Origin of the sequence: Methanobrevibacter cuticularis (assembly GCF_001639285.1) — an archaeon.
GTDB lineage: Archaea > Methanobacteriota > Methanobacteria > Methanobacteriales > Methanobacteriaceae > Methanobaculum > Methanobaculum cuticulare.
Genome location: NZ_LWMW01000109.1, coordinates 1 through 19735 on the forward strand (window position 1 = coordinate 1; position 19735 = coordinate 19735).

The 19735-nt window shown below is 27.2% G+C and carries 12 protein-coding genes and 1 pseudogene; 8 read left to right on the plus strand and 5 right to left on the minus strand.

What is annotated here, in order from left to right:
• Positions 1-350: 350 nt before the first annotated feature.
• Positions 351-536 (minus strand): hypothetical protein, encoded by a 186-nt coding sequence (locus tag MBCUT_RS10915; protein ID WP_157082523.1) that lies wholly within the window; start codon positions 534-536, stop codon positions 351-353.
• On the opposite strand from MBCUT_RS10915, the gene MBCUT_RS06625 reads away from it, so the two are divergent.
• Together MBCUT_RS06625 and MBCUT_RS10920 are read left to right on the plus strand one after the other, a co-directional pair.
• Positions 535-753 carry a hypothetical protein gene (locus tag MBCUT_RS06625; protein WP_067259902.1) on the plus strand — a complete coding sequence of 73 codons (219 nt, stop codon included), beginning with the start codon at positions 535-537 and terminating at the stop codon, positions 751-753. The two genes, MBCUT_RS10915 and MBCUT_RS06625, sit on opposite strands and share 2 nt — an antisense overlap.
• 157 nt (positions 754-910) lie before the next feature.
• A complete protein-coding gene (locus MBCUT_RS10920) occupies positions 911-1072 on the plus strand; it encodes a hypothetical protein (RefSeq protein WP_157082524.1) in 162 nt (53 codons plus the stop codon).
• 401 nt (positions 1073-1473) lie between these two features.
• On the opposite strand, the gene MBCUT_RS06630 is transcribed toward MBCUT_RS10920, so the two are convergent.
• The 4 genes and pseudogenes from MBCUT_RS06630 to hdrC all read right to left on the minus strand — a co-directional run bounded on the left by MBCUT_RS06630 (position 1474) and on the right by hdrC (position 4100).
• Positions 1474-1842 carry a HEPN domain-containing protein gene (locus tag MBCUT_RS06630; RefSeq protein ID WP_067259903.1) on the minus strand — a complete coding sequence of 123 codons (369 nt, stop codon included), beginning with the start codon at positions 1840-1842 and terminating at the stop codon, positions 1474-1476.
• A complete protein-coding gene (locus MBCUT_RS06635; RefSeq protein ID WP_169805416.1) occupies positions 1835-2242 on the minus strand; it encodes a nucleotidyltransferase domain-containing protein in 408 nt (135 codons plus the stop codon). Before MBCUT_RS06635 ends, MBCUT_RS06630 begins: the two co-directional genes overlap by 8 nt.
• A gap of 113 nt (positions 2243-2355) precedes the next feature.
• A pseudogene (locus MBCUT_RS10560) lies at positions 2356-3449 on the minus strand (IS630 family transposase).
• Between the two features lie 72 nt (positions 3450-3521).
• Positions 3522-4100 carry a ferredoxin:CoB-CoM heterodisulfide reductase subunit HdrC gene (hdrC, locus tag MBCUT_RS06650; RefSeq protein ID WP_067259905.1) on the minus strand — a complete coding sequence of 193 codons (579 nt, stop codon included), beginning with the start codon at positions 4098-4100 and terminating at the stop codon, positions 3522-3524.
• Between the two features lie 355 nt (positions 4101-4455).
• Here hdrC and MBCUT_RS06655 point away from each other — a divergent pair, with 355 nt between their 5' ends.
• From MBCUT_RS06655 to MBCUT_RS11890, 6 genes are all read left to right on the plus strand, one after another.
• Positions 4456-5208 (plus strand): HesA/MoeB/ThiF family protein, encoded by a 753-nt coding sequence (locus MBCUT_RS06655; RefSeq protein WP_067259906.1) that lies wholly within the window; start codon positions 4456-4458, stop codon positions 5206-5208.
• 60 nt (positions 5209-5268) lie between these two features.
• On the plus strand, positions 5269-5469 hold the full coding sequence (locus MBCUT_RS06660; RefSeq protein ID WP_067259907.1) for a MoaD/ThiS family protein: 201 nt from the start codon (positions 5269-5271) through the stop codon (positions 5467-5469).
• Between the two features lie 381 nt (positions 5470-5850).
• Positions 5851-10554, plus strand: a complete 4704-nt coding sequence (locus MBCUT_RS06665; RefSeq protein WP_067259908.1) for a cobaltochelatase subunit CobN — start codon at positions 5851-5853, stop codon at positions 10552-10554.
• A 670-nt stretch (positions 10555-11224) separates the two neighbouring features.
• Positions 11225-14140, plus strand: a complete 2916-nt coding sequence (locus MBCUT_RS06670) for an Ig-like domain repeat protein (RefSeq protein ID WP_067259909.1) — start codon at positions 11225-11227, stop codon at positions 14138-14140.
• 528 nt (positions 14141-14668) lie between these two features.
• A complete protein-coding gene (locus MBCUT_RS06675; protein WP_067259910.1) occupies positions 14669-19054 on the plus strand; it encodes a right-handed parallel beta-helix repeat-containing protein in 4386 nt (1461 codons plus the stop codon).
• 216 nt (positions 19055-19270) lie between these two features.
• Positions 19271-19594 (plus strand): HVO_A0114 family putative DNA-binding protein, encoded by a 324-nt coding sequence (locus tag MBCUT_RS11890; RefSeq protein ID WP_449288494.1) that lies wholly within the window; start codon positions 19271-19273, stop codon positions 19592-19594.
• The last annotated feature ends 141 nt before the right edge of the window (positions 19595-19735 follow it).

Here is a 19735-nt window from a genome sequence, read left to right on the forward strand (position 1 = left end):
CTCTTTTGATTCTTTTAAGAGATTATTAACATATACTTCATCTTCTTCTTTCAAATTAAATTTCATAATAATATATATGAACATGCCACCATATAAACTTAACTTAAATAAATTGTCTTAACACTATCTATGGATGATAGAAAAGCCAATGAATACTAATACATCTACTATAAATACTTAAACGATAAAGGAAATGCAGAAACAACTAAAAAAGAAAAAATAAACTCATTCAGAAGCTTCCTAAGAGAATATTACATAGACCTCCCACGGTCAATAAGATTCTATACAAAGCTTAACAGATTACAAACATCGGACATACCAACATGGACTGATGTGAAAAATAGCTTAAATCACTGCAAAAACAATAGAGAAAAAGCAATAGTAACACTAATAGCTACAAGTGGAATAAGAGAAAGCGATATAGTAAGATTCACAATAAAAAACTTCTTAGATGCTACGGTCATATACCATAATAGAAAACTAAAGGACTTATTAAGTAAAAATCCTTTTGAAATCATTCCAATATAGGATTTCATGCCTATAAAAACAATAAATCAAGGAAATCTATGTGTAACATTCAATATGGGAGAATGCACCTACTATATATTTGAATATCTGAAAGAAAGAATTGAAGAAGGATATTCAGTAAAACTAGACGAACCACTATTTAGAGGTCTCAAATATCCACACTTCGTGAAACCAACAGTAATATTGGGAATGTTTCAGAGGCTAAATAAAGAACTAAAAGCATGAAAAAATAAGAACGAGTTTATGGTAAGTTCAGAAGCCACAACCTAAGAAAGCTATTTTCAACGACATGCAGAAGAAATATAACCAAAATTAATAATAACAATGACAAATATGCCAACTAGATGTAATAAGCATCTACACAGGACATACACCTCCCAATATGACAAATTCTCAAGTTTACGATGCCGTAGATAACATGGATAGTGATGAAAATTATCTCAGAATGACTTACAAAGCTTTAACTCCATATTTAGCTATTAATAAATTAAATTTCAATATTCACAATGAAAATCACGGATTAAAAGTAAATACTGGATATTAAGAATTCTATTTATACTTTTTAAATAATGCAATACCTTTTCAAAAGCTCTCACTAAACTATTATACACAAACAAAACATAAAAATAGCTATAAAACACTTGTTGAAAAAGTAAAAACTATTGAAAGCAATCTAAAAAAGCTAAAAAAAGAGGAATATGATTGCTTAAGGGACTTTTACAATCGTGGGAAAGAAGATCATGGAATTTGTTTATAATTATAGTTAAAATTATAATTTAATAAAGAAAAAATGAATAAAGTTCTATTGTGGAGATAAAGATAGGGTAAATGGAAACGAAATTCAACTAACTAATAGTTCACCGAGTGCAAAAATTGCACATAAATGAATAATCTTGATGAAAAAATAAAAAAATGAATGTCCAAAGATTATAAACATATAATTCGCTATAAAAATTTTTCACACTCTTTTAAAAACTCGGTTGTTTTGTCTATTGAGTTTTTTGCTTTGAATTTGTTGAATGTTATTAATATGTCATAATCAGCTTTGTTTCTATTTTTTTCAAATTCAAAATAATATTTTCCTATTTCGATATTGAAAAGCTTTGTTTTTAGATAGTGCTTGCTGAATTCACTCATAACTCCGGAATGTGTTTTAGGAATGACATTGATACTTGATAATAATGATTTAGCTCCATAAAATATAGCATAATATGATTCACTAACACATAGATTATATCTTTCATTTTCCAATGCTATTTTTGCATTAATCAATCTTTCTTCAGCTTCATTAAAAAGTAATCCTGCACTATCCAATTAAAATACCCTCTTTTTCTATATTAGCTATGAAATCACTGTTTTCATTGTATTTATAATCTTCAGTTGATAGTAATATAACTGATATATCTTCATCGTCATTTAAATAAATATTAAAAGCTTTACTGTATATCTCATCCTCAACTTTATACTTATCTTTAGCTATTATTAAAATATCTATATCAGAATTTTTTTTATCTTCCATCCTTGCAACAGAACCAAATAAAATGATTTTTTCAATTTCAAGATAATCTAAAGACTCAGCAAAATCCATAGCTATCTGTTTTCTATCTACCATCATTATCCTTCCGTATATCATTTTTATGTTTGTTATGTTTTCACTATTTAATAAATTTAATCCTTTAAGATTTGAAAATACAGATAAAAAAATTATTAACATAAAAACCATTCACACAAGATTTTTTAATCCTTAAATCTATCAAAATTCTATTCTATTAATTTTAACTACTAAAAATAACAGATATATTGTCAAGTCAATTTAATTTTGAGTTGTTATGATTTTGTATAGTATTTGTATAGTTTTTTGTCTGCATCTTTTTTAGTAAAATTCCAATTTATTTTGCTTTTATTTTTATTTCTTTTTTCACACCAAGCTTTAGTTTCTTTGGTTAATGTATTTTTATCTTTTATTCTTCTTCCTGTACATTCTATGTCCATTATATTGATTTCTATTTCTGCTATATTAAGCCAACTTGCATGTTTGGGAGTATTGTGAAAGCTTATTTTACTTATCAATCTTACAGCTTCATTAAATTCGAAATTTTCAAGAATAGCAGTGTAAGTGTGTGTATTTAAGTTGTCCATGATTATTCTTAGTTTTTTAGCTTTTGGAAAGACATTATCAACTAAATGTTTAATGTAATGGGCAAAATCTGATTTTGTTCTTCTATCTGTAACAGTAATATCTCTTACACCACCTTTAAAGTCAACAGCAACAAAAATGTTAGCTGATCCATTTATTTTATAAGTATAATCATATTTTTCAGGACTTCCTGGTTTCATTGGAATTTTAGTTTTTACATCACTTATAAAATATTTTTGCTTTTCATCAAAACAAATAACCGGATATTTTAGATTATATTCTTCTTCATACAAATTTAAAACTTTATACATCTTTTTGCGATATTCAGCATCGATTTCTGCTATACACCACATTCGCTTTTTCCAAGGCTTAGTTTCGCTTTTTTTAAAATAATACGAACACTTTCACGATTTAAAGTTTCAAAACCTTCTTTTTGATTTAAAGTTTCTGCAATCAATCTTAAACTCCAAGCTTTCCTACCTTCAGGAGGATCACTACATGCCAATGCAATTATTTCCATTTCTTCCCGAGTTCCATATTTTTTAGGTTGACCTGAACGCTGTTTATCATGTAAAGCAATTTCTAAACCATTTTTCAAATATTTATTTTTAATCCTACTAACTGTATTCACTCCAACATCCAACAAATTAGCAATTTCTACATTTTTCATCCCTTTACTAAGAAACAACAATATTACAGCTCTTTGCACTTCCTTTGATTTCCTAACAAAGTTATTTAATACAATCTCATCATCATCTTCAAGTTTAAACTTTTCATTTGCCATATTATAATATATGAAACTCATAATATATAAACCAATATTATTTTGTCATGACAATATGAATTTTTTATTAAATTATTCTTTTAATTTTTTAATTCTTTTATCAAATTTAGCTTTTTTAAGCAATTTATTGACTTCATCAATAGATTCTTGGGGCATTTTAATAGGGCCTAAACCAAGATCTTCTCTTATTTGATCTAGTTCTCCTTTAAAATCTAACCATCCTTCGATATCTTCATGTAAAGTCATAAAGAATGTTTTTGGCATTCCACCAATTCCCATTTCTAGAAAAGTTTCCCCATAACTTGCGAATGCACCTACATGTTCATTAGCTATTCCTCTATCAATAGCTATTTGTCTAAGTATTTGATTAACTTCACAGGGGCTGTTTCCAACAGGGCATATACTATGACAGGTATAGCAATAGAAGCAATTCCATATTTTATCATCTGAAATTATTGATTCATCATTTTCTAGGACTTTTTCTACCATATCTCTTGGGTTATAGTCGCAATGCTGAGCTGCAGGACATACTGATGTGCACATTCCACATTGAACACATTTCAATAATCCTAGATCTTCAGATGCTTTGATATTTTTTAATATTAATTTAGGAAGTTCTAATGCATCCTCATCTATCTTATAAACTTTCATTTTCTATGAGTTCCTATTAAATTTCTTTAATCAGTAATTATTATTCCTTTTTACTATTATTTACTAATCTTTTTATAGTAAATTAATTGATTATCTTATTTAATTATTTACTAATCTTTTTATAGTAAATTAATTGATTATCTTATTTAATTATTTAATTATTTAATTATTTTATAATTTTGTGAATTTATAATATTTTAAATTATTATATTTGTAATTTTTAACTATATAACAATTTTTATAACAATAGTTATAAATATGACTATATTCAATAACTTAATTATACATAATACAATAAAAAAATAACTTAAAAACAATTTTAAATAATTTATAAAAACTTAAAAAGCGTGATTTAATGCCACAAAGATATATTGGAATGGGATATTGGGAAATTATCAGCCGTCAAATGAGTGTAGTTACAAAAAGTCAGCAAACACGATTTAAAGAAGCTAAGATTGCTGTCATTGGTGCTGGAGGCATCGGAGGATCTGTAATAGAAATGTTAGCTCGAATGGGTGTAGGAAGTCTTACTTTAATTGATAAAGATGCATTTGATTTGTCTAATTTGAATAGACAATTGGTGAGTGGACTAGATTCTTTAGGAAAGGCAAAAAGCTTTACTGCAAAAGAGAGAGTTAGGAACATCAATCCTTATGTAAATGTTACTGTATTTAATGAAGAACTTAATGAAAATAACATTGAAGAAGTAATAGGCGATTGTGATGCAGTAGTAGATGCTTTAGATAATTTAGTCACACGTGTTTTAATTAGTAGAACTGCAAAAGAGCTAAATATTCCTTTTATACATGGTGCAATTTATGGAACAATGGGTCAAGTTAGTGTTTTTACCAAAGATACAAAGTCATATGAAGAAATGTTTTCATTACCGTCTTTAGGTAAAAAATTGGATGATGATGCAAAAAGTGCTATAAAAGAATTAAATAAAGAGGTTCCACCAGTTATAGGACCAACTCCAAATATAGTTGGGGCTTTAGAAGCTTTTGAAGCATTTAAACTTATCACTGGAATAGGCGAAGTAAATTACTCACCAAAACTTCTAACATTTAATTTACTTGATTTATCATCATTTGATGTAATAGAACTTTAATATTAGACTAATTCATTCTAAATAAATTATTATACCTAAAAATCAATTGGGGGATGAAAAATGAGTTTTACACTTATATCTGAAAATAAAAAGGAAATTAAAGAACTTGATAAAGAAATAACAATAGAAGAACTTTTAGACGAAATTGAAGTTTCATCAGAAAATGTTGTTGTTAAAAAAAATGGAGATATAGTCTTAGAAGAGACTAAAATTGAAGAAGATGACGAAATACAAATAATACAAATAATTTATGGAGGATAAGGATAGTAATTAATAATATTGTTATTCTAATTCTTATTTTACTATTTTTTTACTATTTATTGTCATGATTTGTTATTTTGGTATTCTTCCTGAGCTTTTTTTACAATTTCATTAATTAATCTATTCTTATTCTTTTTTTACAATTTCATTAATTTATTCTTATTCTTTTTTTATTTTTTTATTTTATTTTCGCCTTATTTTTTTTATTTTTATTTTTCAAATTTTTTACAAATACATTTGAATATTTATAAAATGAAATAGATAATTTTATATATTAATTAATGAAATATTTATCTCATTGATTAAAAAGTTAAGATTTTATTGATTAAAGATTAAGGACAATTGTTTGAGTAAATTTTTAAGTTATTAGGGAGAAAGTCAATGGATATTAAATTTAAAAAAATAGCTATTATATCAGTTTTATTGGTGTTAATATCAATATGTTGCATCAATACTACATTTGCAGCTGTTGGGACTGTTGATGTTATTGTAAAAGATGCATATAATTCTACTTCTAATAAGTATTCTGAAAATGGATTTGTAGTGACTAATGCAACAATAAAAGTTATAAACTCAACTAATCATGTTGTGTTAAGTGGAGTCACAGGGAAAGATGGTATATTTACTATTGATACTGCTAAATTAACTTCAGGGACATATAAACTAAATATTAGTCATTCTACTTATTTAACTTATACAACTTCAATTAAAATAAACGCTACTACTGTTAATAAAGGTCCAATTAATTATATGTTTACTCCAGATATGGCATTTATAACATCTTATAGTGGGAATAAAGAGAAAATTAATAGTCTAATGAGTATAAGTAAACGAGTTTATTATATTGACTTAAACAACTTTATAGATGAATCAAAAGCAAAAGGTTGGATGTTAAGCTATGCTGAATTCATTTATCTTGATATGTATATGCGAGGATCAACTGAGCTCGACCCTGCAGAACGTTTTAAAGATAGTCCTGCACAAAAAAACTACAAAATTGCTTATTGTTTTGGAACATATAATCAACTTACATTGGATGATACAAAGATACACTTTATAGGTGCTAACTCTTCTAATAATACACCTCATACCATTGAAAATACTTTCATTGGTTCTTATTTTCAAGCAGAAGAATCAGCAAATATGGATAAAACCACTTTAAATAAAAATATGAAGAATCTATTTGACTATATTACTTTTTTATTAGGGGATACAAGTGTTGATCCAACAAAGGATCCTACAAGAACACCGGAATTAGATTCTATTTGGGGAATATATCATCCAGAATATCAATACAAGATTTGGGAATATAAACCAAGCCAAACAGAGATAGCTAAGTGGATTATCACAAACCCAGGATATGATTTTGATGGACATGGTAGTTTAAATTGGATGATGGTAGAATATGGAAATTGGGTGAAATCCAAGGATATTCTATCACTTTATGAAGAATTTGAAAAATGGTATAGTACCAATAGCAAAACTAAAAATATAAAATCTGATTATGTAATTATCGCAAGCTATGCACCTGGAGGGGACCTTGTTGATGCATTGATTCGTGCTTATGAAAAAAATGGGAGAGCAGCTTTCAATGTTTTTCAAAAGGTAACAACTCCTTCTATGGCGTCTATTCTTTTAAATATGAGTGGTTCATTAAGTAGAGAAATTGTAGCTATTAATTCACTATACAGCTGGTCTATGGATTATGGAAACATGCCAGGTTCTGGTGATGGTACTGGTGCTATTGATGAATTTATAAAAATTAATGTGCAGATATTAAAAGCTTTACATGATATCAGTGAATATAGTCATGTTAGCCAATTTGGTCCACAATCAGAATGGACATATGCGGTAACTATACCAAGTTTTGAAGGTGTTTTTGGAGCAATAGCTGTTTCTTATGTTAGTAATGATGGAAAATCTCATGTTATCATAGATGGAGTAAATAAGTTAGTAGAAACTACTTTAGGGTGGATTAAACTTAAGGAAAAAGATAATGCTGATAAAAAAATAGCTGTTATCCTTTATAATTATCCTCCAGGGAAAGCAGAAATTGGAGCATCTTATTTAGATGTATTTCAAACTTTACATGATCTTTTAGAGCAACTTTCTGATGCAGGCTATAATATAGGGATGGAAAAAAATGAAATTCCTAATGCTACCACTCTTTATACAATTATCGCTGCTTTTGGTAATAAAGGATCATGGGCACAAGGACTTTTAAATGAATACGTTGAAAAGAACTGGAATGATTTACAAAAAACTGGTCAGCTTGTAAATTTAACTCAATATATGAAATACTTTTCATCCTTAAATGAGGCCCTTAGAAACCAATTGTTTGAAAGATGGGGCTCTGGTCTTGGGGATATAATGGTTTATAATAGATCATATATTGTAATTCCAGGAATGATGATAGGAAACGTTTTTATTACATTTCAACCAAGTAGGGGTTGGGAAGAAATAGAAAATTATCATGATTTAGTCCTTCCTCCGCATCAACAGTATATTACTTTCTATAAATGGTTAGAGGATGTTTTTAAAGCTGATGCAATGATTCATATGGGAACTCATGGGACTTTAGAGTTTTTACCTGGAAGGTCTATTGGTTTACAAGCTGATGATTGGACTTTTGAATTAAGCGGCATTCCAAATATTTATCCATACATTGTTTCTAATCCTGGTGAAGCAGTAATAGCTAAGGATAGGGCTGGAGCTTTAGTTATAAGTCACATGACTCCTGCTATGGTAATATCTGAATTGTATGGTAATTTGACTAATTTAAAATCATATATATTGGGTTATGAGAATGCTAAGAAAGAGAATTCTCCTGAAATAGCTGAATCATACAAGAAAATGATCTTAGAAGTATGTAAATCTCTTTATATTGATGGACCTAGTAAGGATCAAAGTTTTGATGCTTGGCTTGATAAAACACATCATTTAATTGAAGATTTAGATAATGACGTTATCACATTGGGATTACACAGTTTAGGATATGTTTTAACAGGAGATGAAATGGTTCAAGAGGTTATAACCATAGTTTCATTTAAAACAGATATATACAATCAAATAAAGAATTTATTATATGCTTCAAATCCTGATATTATTAAGTTAGATTATTATGAGATGATGCACAGTACAAAACACACAGAACAAGTTAAAAATATTCAAAAATGGTTTGAAAACTTTGTAACTGGGTTATTAAATGGAACAATTGATATAGATATTTTTGCAAATAATAACAACATATCTAATGAAAGTGATTTTTATGCAAATTTGATACTATGTAATAAGACAATAAGAGATATACAAGATAACATGGAATGGGAGTCTATAATGAAAGCTTTATCTGGAGAATTCGTTATCCCTGGATTAGCTGCTGATCCTGCTTATGCTGATTCTTTACCAACTGGAAGAAACATATATGTTCTCGATACCACCAAAATGCCTAGTTTAGCAGCATGGGAAGCAGGTAAAAAAATTGTTGATAAATTACTTGTAGGCTATTATGAAGAACATAAAGCATTCCCAGAATTGGTAGGTCTTATAATGTGGGGTACTGAATTACTACGTACTGAAGGGATTGGAATAGCTGAATTTCTATATCTTTTAGGAGTTAAACCTACTTGGACTAAAACTGGTGTAGTAAATGGAATAGAGTTAATTCCTTTAGATCAATTAAAAGTTACCTTATCAAATGGTGTCACAATATCCCGCCCTCGTGTAGATGTTTATGCAAGTGCAGTTACAAGCAACCCTTATTGGATAGGTTTAATGGTTTCTGCAGTTAATTTAGTATTTTACAATACTACTGATGAGCCTGAATCAACTAACTACGTTAAAAAACATTATAAGGAGAACCCTTCATTAGATAGATTGTTTGGTCTTCCTGGAGCTGTTCTTGAAGGAACAGGAATGAGTGATTATATTCCTAATACAAATAAATGGTATAATAACACAGACCTTAGCAAAGAATTAGCTGAACTTTATCTCTCAAGAGTATCTTACTCTTGGAGTATAGATGAAAATGGACGCTTAGTCGTAAAAAATAATAGAAACACCTATGAATATCTACTTAAAAATGTTGATTTAATTACACAAAATATCGACAGCACATGGAGATTCCTTGATAGTGATGATTATTATGATTGGTTTGGAGGAATGTTAGGAGCTTCCCAATATCTTGGTGGAAAACCAAACACTGCTATTGTCGATATAAGGAACAAAAATGACATGATAACTAGAACATTAAGTGAAGAATTAGAGTTTGAAATAAGATCAATGGTGATGAATCCTCTTTATAGAGATGCTTTACTTAAAACTGCAGCTGGATGGTTAGCTTATGCAGATAAGTATGAATATATATTTGGATTTGAAACTGTAGCTAATGGTCAAAATGGAGGAAGCTTAATTTCAAATACCTTATGGGAAGGATTAGCTGCTAATTTGTTAGGTTCTGCATTTACTATTGATGCAGATTATAAATCTTTTTCATTTCAAAGTATGTCTGGATGGGTTCTTGTAGCTGCTCAAAAAGGAATGTGGAAAGGTGATCCAAAGATTCTACAAGCTTTAGCTGATAAATATTTGAATGCAGCTATTCAATATGGTGTAGCTTGTTGCCATCACACATGTGCTAATTTGGATTTCAATAAATGGGTTCTTCAAATATCTTCTTTATCTGCTGATAAAAAAGAACAATATTCAGATATCTTACAAAAAGCTACTCTTGGAGCTAAAGTTTATTCTCGAGATTCAGCAGGAACAAATGGAAATCCGGGACAATCTAATTCTCAAGGGAGTAGTCAATCTTCAAAGAACAGTCAAGACTCATCAGAACTTTCTGGAGAAGTTGGAGAAGTTGGAGAAACTGGAAAATCTTCTGAAATTAAAAGTGAAGCATCTTCTGCAAGTTCTGAGTCAGGCTCTTCTGCAGATCAAGGAGATAGTAAATCTTATGAAGTGTCTGAAAGCCAAAGTTCAAATAGTAGTGAAGATTCTTCTATATCTGCAGCTTTTATAGTTGCAGTCATTGCTCTAATAGCTTTATTCGCAGTAGGTTACATTAGAATGAAAAAAAAATGATTAATTTAAATTATTTAAATATGAAATGAAGACATTATAATAATATATCACCTTTTTTATTTTCTTTATATTGTTATTTTGTACTGTTATTTTGAATTATATTGTTTTAATAGTCTTTTATTTTCTTTATGTTGTTATTTTAATAATAGTTCATATTTTTTATATTATTATTCTATTTTTATATTATTATTCTATTTTTATATTATTATTTTAATAATAGTTCATATTTTTTATATTATTATTCTATTTTTATATTATTATTTTAATAATAGTTCATATTTTTTATATTATTATTCTATTTTTATATTATTATTTTAATAATAGTTCATATTTTTTATATTATTATTTTATTTTTATATTGTTTTAATAATCTTCTATTTTTCTATTTTTTAATAATATTTTTTATTATCTTCTATTTTTATTATTATTTCCTAGATTGATTTTGTTTTTATTTTTAAAGCGTTATTTATCTGTTTTAGTATTATTACTTCTTACTTTAATCAATTTTCTAAGAGAAATATCGAAAACTATATAAGTTGTAGACCTAATAATATTCATTATTCAATTATATTTTATATTTTATAAAGTGAATTTGATAATTCTTTTTCTAAAATATTGTAATTGACTAATGAATAAATATATAGAATGAAATAAATGAGGTGAAATAAAAATGAAATTAAATAAAAAGATAATTGTATTGCTTATTGTTTTATTATTTTTAGCTGTAGGCTCTGTTAGTGCAGCTAATGATACAAACACTTCTAAAGAAATTTCAATAAATGATAACAATTATGACACATATTTCGATAGTGATGGGAAACTTAAAGATAGTACTGATTTTGTTGAAGGAGATACTCTCTATATCAATGGCAGTTTAACAAATAAAAAATTAAAGCTTGATAAAAAAACGGTTATTGATGGAAAGAATACTGGTAAAATAATTAATAGTACCATAGTATTAGGAGCAGATGCTTCAGGTTCTACTTTAAAAGGGCTTACATTTGATATAACTGATAAAAATGCTATTAATTTAACAAATGGTGCTTCTTATATTAATATTCATAACAATATTATAAATATTAGGGGAACTGATGCTCTTTCAGGATATGATTCATTATATGGTATTTTTGCAACTGGTGAAACTTCTTATAATAATATAACTAATAATAATATCACAATGAGTGGCAAAGCTCCTTATAATTATGCAATATCTGTTGGGATTGATTGGATGTCTCCAAATCCTAATAATTATTTAATAGCTAATAATCGTATCAATGCTGATGTTGATAATTATATTGCAGGTATTCAAAGTGAATCTCTTGTTAATGCTACTATAAGAAATAATAATATTAATTTAAATTCCAAAGGATTAGTTTATGGTATAATAATCACAGACATGTTTCTATATGATTTTAATGTAGGCGATTGGGAAATTAGGAACTTAATTCCTTCAAGAGGGATTAATATTATTGAAAATACAATAAACGGAAATGGAAACATCGTCTACTTAATTGAATTGTATCAAGTAGGTAATCAGGAATATTATTACGAATCAGCTGAAAATGTTGAGGATTATGATGGTCCTGTAACTACAGTAATTGAGAACAATATTCTTTCTGGTAAAGGAACTTCAATCTATGGTATTGCAGCTATTGCTTCTAAATATATAAATATCACAGGAAACAATATAAATGTTTTAGGTGGAAATTATAGCTCAATAACTAATAATTCAGATATTATTGGAGTTGGAAATAATCCTATAGCTTTATGGGGAGATAGTAATGGTGTTTCTCAGTATATTAATATCACTAACAATAAATTCCAGACAAATAATGGTGTAATTATTGGTTATACTTTTGATAATCCTAATCTTGCCCCAAAAAATGTAACATATCTTGATAATTTACAAACATTTGTTATAGATGATGATTCCTACTCTAATTTCTTTGATGAAAATGGAAATTTCCTCGCTTACATTAATGTTACTGCAACTGACAGTGTGAGATTAGGTAATTTATCAAGGAAAAAACTCATCATTGATAGGAAATTAAATATATCATCTTTTGATGAAAATTCTAAATTTTCATTCAGCCAACTTATAATTGATGGTGAAGACGCATCAGGAACTACTATAAAAGGATTAAATGCTTTAAGTAATTCCTCGATATTTATTATTAGAGGTTCTCATGATACTATAATTGAAAATAATATTATAAACATTACAAGTAACAGTGTTGAAGGTGCCTATGAAACCATAAATGCAGTGTCTATTGAAAGTAATAATAACAAACTCATAAATAACAATATTATTATTCAGGGAATTCATCCTTCAGGATGGTATTATGGTATTTCAATTTCTGGTGAAAACAATCTGATATCTGGTAACAACATAAAAATCACATCTAATAACTGTGCTGAAGGTCTATATTTAACACATGTAATTAACAATACAGTTTCAAACAATACCATTAACTTAATAGCTAAAAATTTTGCATATGGAATACTTGTAGGAGATTCTTATAGTGCTAGTTTTGGAAACATTTCTGAAAACAATAGAATACTAAATAACAAGATTAATGCAAAGGCTAGTATGATTTATTTACTTAGATCTGACTTTGCTATAAATACCACCTTTAAAAACAACACATTGTATGGTGAAGGAGATGCAGTTTATGGTTATGCTGGAACTAGTTCTCAAAATGATACTATTGAAGGAAACACCATAACTATATCTGGTATTGATGTTAATAAAACTCCTGAAAATTATGATACAGCTGGTTCTGGTCATGCAGGCATATTCACTAAAGATAGTTTTTCACTTACTATTAAAAACAATAAAATAATTTCTACTTATAAAAAAGGTGGAGATTATGGAATTCGAATTATTAATAGTACTCAAGGATCTAAAAATATTATAGAAAATAATTATATATCTTCGGATAATGGTAAAAAATTAGGAACAAAAGCTATTTCTACTGATGGATCTTCTGATGTGATAGCTAGAAATACACCTATAGGAACTAGTATCAGTATAACAACAAAAACGATATATAAAGGTAAAAATGCAGTAATCACAGCCACTCTCAAAGATGCTAATGGGAAACTTTTAGCCAATAAGAAAGTTACATTAACAATAAATGGAAAAAAGTATTCAAAAAATACTAATTCCAAGGGTGTAGCTACATTCACAATTTCCTCTCTCAATGTTGGGAAAACAACTGCTAAAATAGCTTATTCTGGCAGTACAGAGTTTGCTTCATCTTCAAATAGTGCTATTCAAACTGTTAAAGGAATAGCTGATTTAGTGATCAAAAAGGTTAAAAAGTCAAGAAATGTCTACAAAATCATAATTACTAATAAAGGCTCAGCTAAATCCACAGCAACTAAATTAAAAGTATATTACAAAAAGAATAAATATAAAATAGTAAAGGTTAAAAGAATATCTGCAGGTAAATCTTTGACAGTAAAAGTGAGATTCTTTAAAAATCTAGCAAATAAAAAGTATACCAAAGTTGCCTATGTCAATTACAATAAAAAAGCACTGGAATCTAGTTACAAGAATAACAAGAAGGCATTTAAGATCTAAATATGTAAAATCATTTAGAGATAATTTATTTTATCTCTATTTTTTTAATATTGCTTTTTATTTTTTAAATTTCATAAAAATATTTATTTTTATTTTTTCATTTTTTAAATTTCATAAAAATATTTATCTATTTATTTTTATTTTTTATTTTTTAAATTTCATAAAAATATTTATCTATTTATTTTTATTTTTTATTTTTTAAATTTCATAAAAATATTTATCTATTTATTTTTATTTTTTATTTTTTAAATTTCACAAAAATATAGTAATGTTTATTAACCATATTTTAAATATAATTATAAATATCAAGTATCTTTGAATTTTTATAAAATATTATTTATAAATTTTATAAATATGGATGTATATTTTATTAATATGGTATATATGTAATTAAATTTATTAAAAGCGTATGTAATTAAATTTATTAAAAGTGTATGTGATTAAATTTATTAAAAGTGTATGTGATTAAATTTATTAAAAATCTATTTTAATATTTTTAGCTTTTAAAAAACGATTTTGAGGGAAAATATGAAAAAATCAAAAATTGTAATAGTCTTTGCTATTTTTTTAATGTTCATAGCTATTGGAACTGTGAATGCAACGGATAATCATCTTACTGATGATTCTGAGGATAATTTATCTATGGGTAATGTTAATTCTTTTGATTCTAATAATGGATCAAATATGGATCTGGGAACTTATAATTCTAACTCGACACACTCTTCTAATAATCCTACTGGACTTTCAAAAAGTGCTGCTGATATTCCAAATACTTATATAATAAATGATTCTACTTATTCTCAATATTTTAATAGCGATGGATCTATTAAGAATGGTGCTATTAAAAGTGGGGATATATTAGATATTCAAGGAACTTTAAACAATAAAAATTTCAAGGTATCAATTCCTTTAAATTTCATTAGTATATCTAATAATGGAAAATTAATCAATGGAACTATCACTATTTCAAGTTCTGGGTCTGGTTCCAATGTTACTGGATTGATTTTTGTTAATAGTAACAATGGAGGGCATGGTGTTCATTTAACTGGTACTGAAAATAATACAATTGAAAATTGTAGTTTCACTTTAAATGGTATTAATGCATATTCAATTCCTGTAGTAAAATCAAATTATAATCGCATTATTGGTAATACCATTATTCAAACTCCTAATACATCAGGTAGTGGTCAAGTTCACTCTCTTATTGTTTTAGGTGATTCTAATTATAACATCATAGAAAATAATACATTGACTTCTCAAGGTTCAAATGCTATTTATTTATGCCCAAATGCTTTTGCTGATTATTCTCCAAGTTATGGTTCTTCTAACTATAATAATATAACTAACAATACTATTTATGGAGTTTCTGGAGATTATTGTTGGGCTATTGCAATAAATGGGAATTATAATAATGTTAAATATAATACTATAAGGGCTGCTGAAAAGAGTATTTCTTCTTCAGGGAATCATAACAATATTACTAATAATAACTTACAAGCTCCAGGAGTAGCTATTACTGCCAGTGGTAATTATTATATAATAGCTAACAATTACATCAACCAAACTGGATCAAATGGAATAAATTTTGCTGGGAAAAATTCAAGTATAAGAGACAATACAATATTCACAACTAATGGTAATGGTATATATGTTACTAATGGTGACAGTATCAACATTACAGACAATTCTATTAATACTAAACTAGGAAATGGAATACTTGTTAGAGGTGAAAATAGTAATATATTAGTTAAAAATAATAATATAAATTCTATCAACAATACTTGTATAGTATTTGATAAGGAAAGTAGTACAAAATTCCCTAAAGATTCAACAATAGGTGGAAATACTCTTAACACAACTACAAAATATGTAGTAGATGTTAAAAATGCAGATAAATCTGTTCAACTTCTTAGAAATGATATTATTCAGGGATCTGGAATTTATTTAGGAGCTAATGGTGTGGAAGAGATTCCTTCACCTATTTTCAATGGAGAAACTCTCAATATAAATGATGCAAACTTTGATGACTTTTTTAATCCTGATGGGTCATTAAAGAGTAATGTTAACGATAATGATATATTAAATTTTTCAGGAAGCTTTTACAATCGAAACATGACTATTAATAGTGTGGTTAAATTAATAGGAAGTTCTGCCTACTTTTATAATACCACCATTATCATTACTAGCCCGGGAGCTAGAATTGAGAATTTAAATATAATAAATGCAAATCAATTAGGAATAATCATTGCAAATTCAAACAATGTTGAAATCAGGAATAATAATATAACTGTAAATCAAACAACTACAGCATATGGAATATATGTCTTTAAATCAGACAATGTCAAAATATTTTATAACACTATAACTGCTAAAGGAGACTTTTTAACATTTGGAATACTTCTTTATGGTTCTAATGATAATGTTATAACTGGAAATACTATAATAATTAATGGTACTGGTGTTTTATACAATTTATCAGAAACATGTATTGATGGAGGCATTTGTGTAGATGGTGGATTGCTTGATGGAGGGGCAGGGATAATCCCAGAGATTTATCAGACTTATGGAATTATTTTAATAGGATCTGATAACAATAAAATTTCTAACAACGTTATAAATGCTACTTCAGCCCTAAAAAATGCTTCAAATCCATTTACAGAAGGTACAAATTCTATCGTCGGAATAGACATTTATTATGATAGTCATAATAATGAAGTAATTGGTAATAATATTACTATAGAAGCTAATGATCCGTTTTTGTATGGTATGGGTGTTTTAGGATCTCCAACTGGTAGTAGTTCTAGTAGTGCTAAAAATAATACTTTTAAAAATAATATTATAGATATTTATGGTCCGTATTATGTTGCAGGATTTATTTCTGGGCAAAACAGTATTAATACAACAATAGCTAATAATAAATTTTCAGGTATTGGAGGAAATTATAGCTATGGCATAATACTTGAATCATCTGAGTTTAATATTGTAACTAATAATACAATTCTAATTTATGCAACATCTAACTATGGAATAGAAATGTATGGTTCCAATAATAATATAATCCATAATAATGAGATAAGAAGTGGAGGAAGTAATTGTTATGGAATTGCAGCATATAATTCTTCAAGAAATAACATAACTAGCAATATTATAACAGTTAGTGGCAATGCCTTAGAATATCCTGTTGAAGGGACACATAAAGATGTTATCCCTTACGGAAATGCTGGCATTCTCTTGATGGTTGATTCTAATAATAACAACATAGCTAATAATAGAATAACAAGTTCTGGTGAATATGCAATTAATGCATCTAATACTGCAAACAACAACATAACTAATAATTATTTAAATGCTACAAGCATTCCAGATAAGATTGTGGGGAAGACAGGAGCTGATTCTGTTTATGTAACTCCAAATAAAAACAATAATGTAGCAGATAATTATATTCATATATTTGATGGTGAATTCTCTGATAATATTCAAACTACAGTTAATGGAACTGTTAGACTAAATGTTTCTATTTCTAGTGAAACAGGAAATATCAGTGATTCAAAAGTGCAGTTTTATATTAAGTATGGTGGAGATTGGATACCTATAGGTTATGGAATTATTTCAAATGGATATGCATATTTAGACTGGAAAATATTCTCTAGTATGAAGGCTTCTACCTATGAAATTAGAGCAGTTTTTTCAAAGGATAATTTTGAAAATTACACTGTGGAATCTAGCTTAGATGTAAAAAAAGGATCTTTAATTGTAACAGTATTAAATAGTACTGGTATAGAAAAAGACAATGTTAAAGTATCTGCTAAGGTAACTGATATTCATGGTTCTCCTGTAGCAAATATTCTAGTTCAGTTTTTTGTCAATGGCTATGAAGTTGGTAGAATCATGACTAATTCTGAAGGAATAGCTACACTTATTTATAAAGAAGGCTGGGGTTATAAACCAGGAAAACAGAATGTAACTGCTTACGCATTAAGTTCTGATAATTATGATGGCGTTAGGGGCGAGGGAGGAGTTTTAACCCTCAAAGATAAAACTAATATTATAATATCTGCACCACCTATAAACTTAGGAAAATCTACTCTTATTAAAGTAACTTTAACAAGTAGTGCAGGTAAACCATTAGCTAGTAAAAAGGTATATATAATGTTTGGAAATTTGTTGATGTATCAAAGTACAACAGATTCTAAGGGTGTTGCAACCTTTAAAATTTCAGGATTGCCTAAGGGTAGACATAATTTTGTAGCTTATTTCCCAGATAATGACGATAGTTATGGAGAAACTATTGCCCAAGGAACTCAGATAGTGCAAGGAGGGGCTGATTTAATAATAACTACTGTTAAAAGATCAGGAAACAATTATAAAATCACCATTAAAAATCAAGGCACATCTATTTCTACAGCCACTAAACTTAAAATTGGATATGGTAAGAAATATAAAATAGTTAATGTTGGTGCCATAGAATCAGGTAAGTCTAAAATTATAACAGTAAAATTCTTTAAATATTCTCAACATAAGAAATTTACTAAGTATGCTGAGATAAATTATAATAAAGCTACATTTGAAACTAGCTATAAGAACAATAAAGTGTCATTTAAAGCTTCTAATTATCAAAGATTCAAAGCTAATTTAGCAGTCGGTAAAATAAGTCGTTCTGGTAATAAATACAATGTAATTATTAAAAATCAAGGAACAGCTAGCTCTGGTAAATTTAAAATCAAGGTTGGCTATGGTAAAAAGTATATGACTTTCACTGGTAATTCAATAGCTGCAGGTAAATCTGTGTTAGTATCTTTTAAATTCTTTAAATATTCTCAGCATAAGAATTTTGTTAAATATATTCAATTGAATTATAACAAAGCTATTGTTGAGTCTAATTATAAAAACAATTTAAAGAAATTTAAAGTTTAACTTTTATTTTACTTTTTAGTTTAATTTTTATTTTACTTTTTAGTTTAATTTTTATTTTACTTTTTAGTTTAATTTTTATTTTACTTTTTAGTTTAATTTTTATTTTACTTTTTAGTTTAATTGGAATAAAATTTCTAATTTTATTCTTATTCTTATCTATTTTTTAAATCCTTTTTTAACCATTATTTTCTTCTTTTTGCAGATATTTACATAGGTATATTACTAAACTATTTATATTTAGTAGATTTAGACAACTGGAATTATTATAAAGATAATCCAGAAGAGCTAAACGAACAATCAGTTACAAGAGTAACTAATAAATTAACATTAACAGATGTTAAACTTGAGATACTGGACTTTATTAAAAACCAACACCCAAAAAGCATAAGGGAATTAGCAAGGTTTTTAAATAAAGATGTTAAAATCATACACCCAAAAATTAAAGAGCTGGAGCAAGAAGGCTTAATAGAGCTTAAAACTGGTGATAAAAATAAAAAAAGGCCAGTTTTAAACTATGATAAAATAGAAATAGCTATTTAGTTATAAATAATATATGGGAGTGTCTCATAATTAGGATTTTTTAGAAATTTTCATGAAATTAATTTCCATATAAATCATTTTAAACATTAAACAATTGATATAATATGTATTTATAACTATAATAAAATAATTATTTTATTT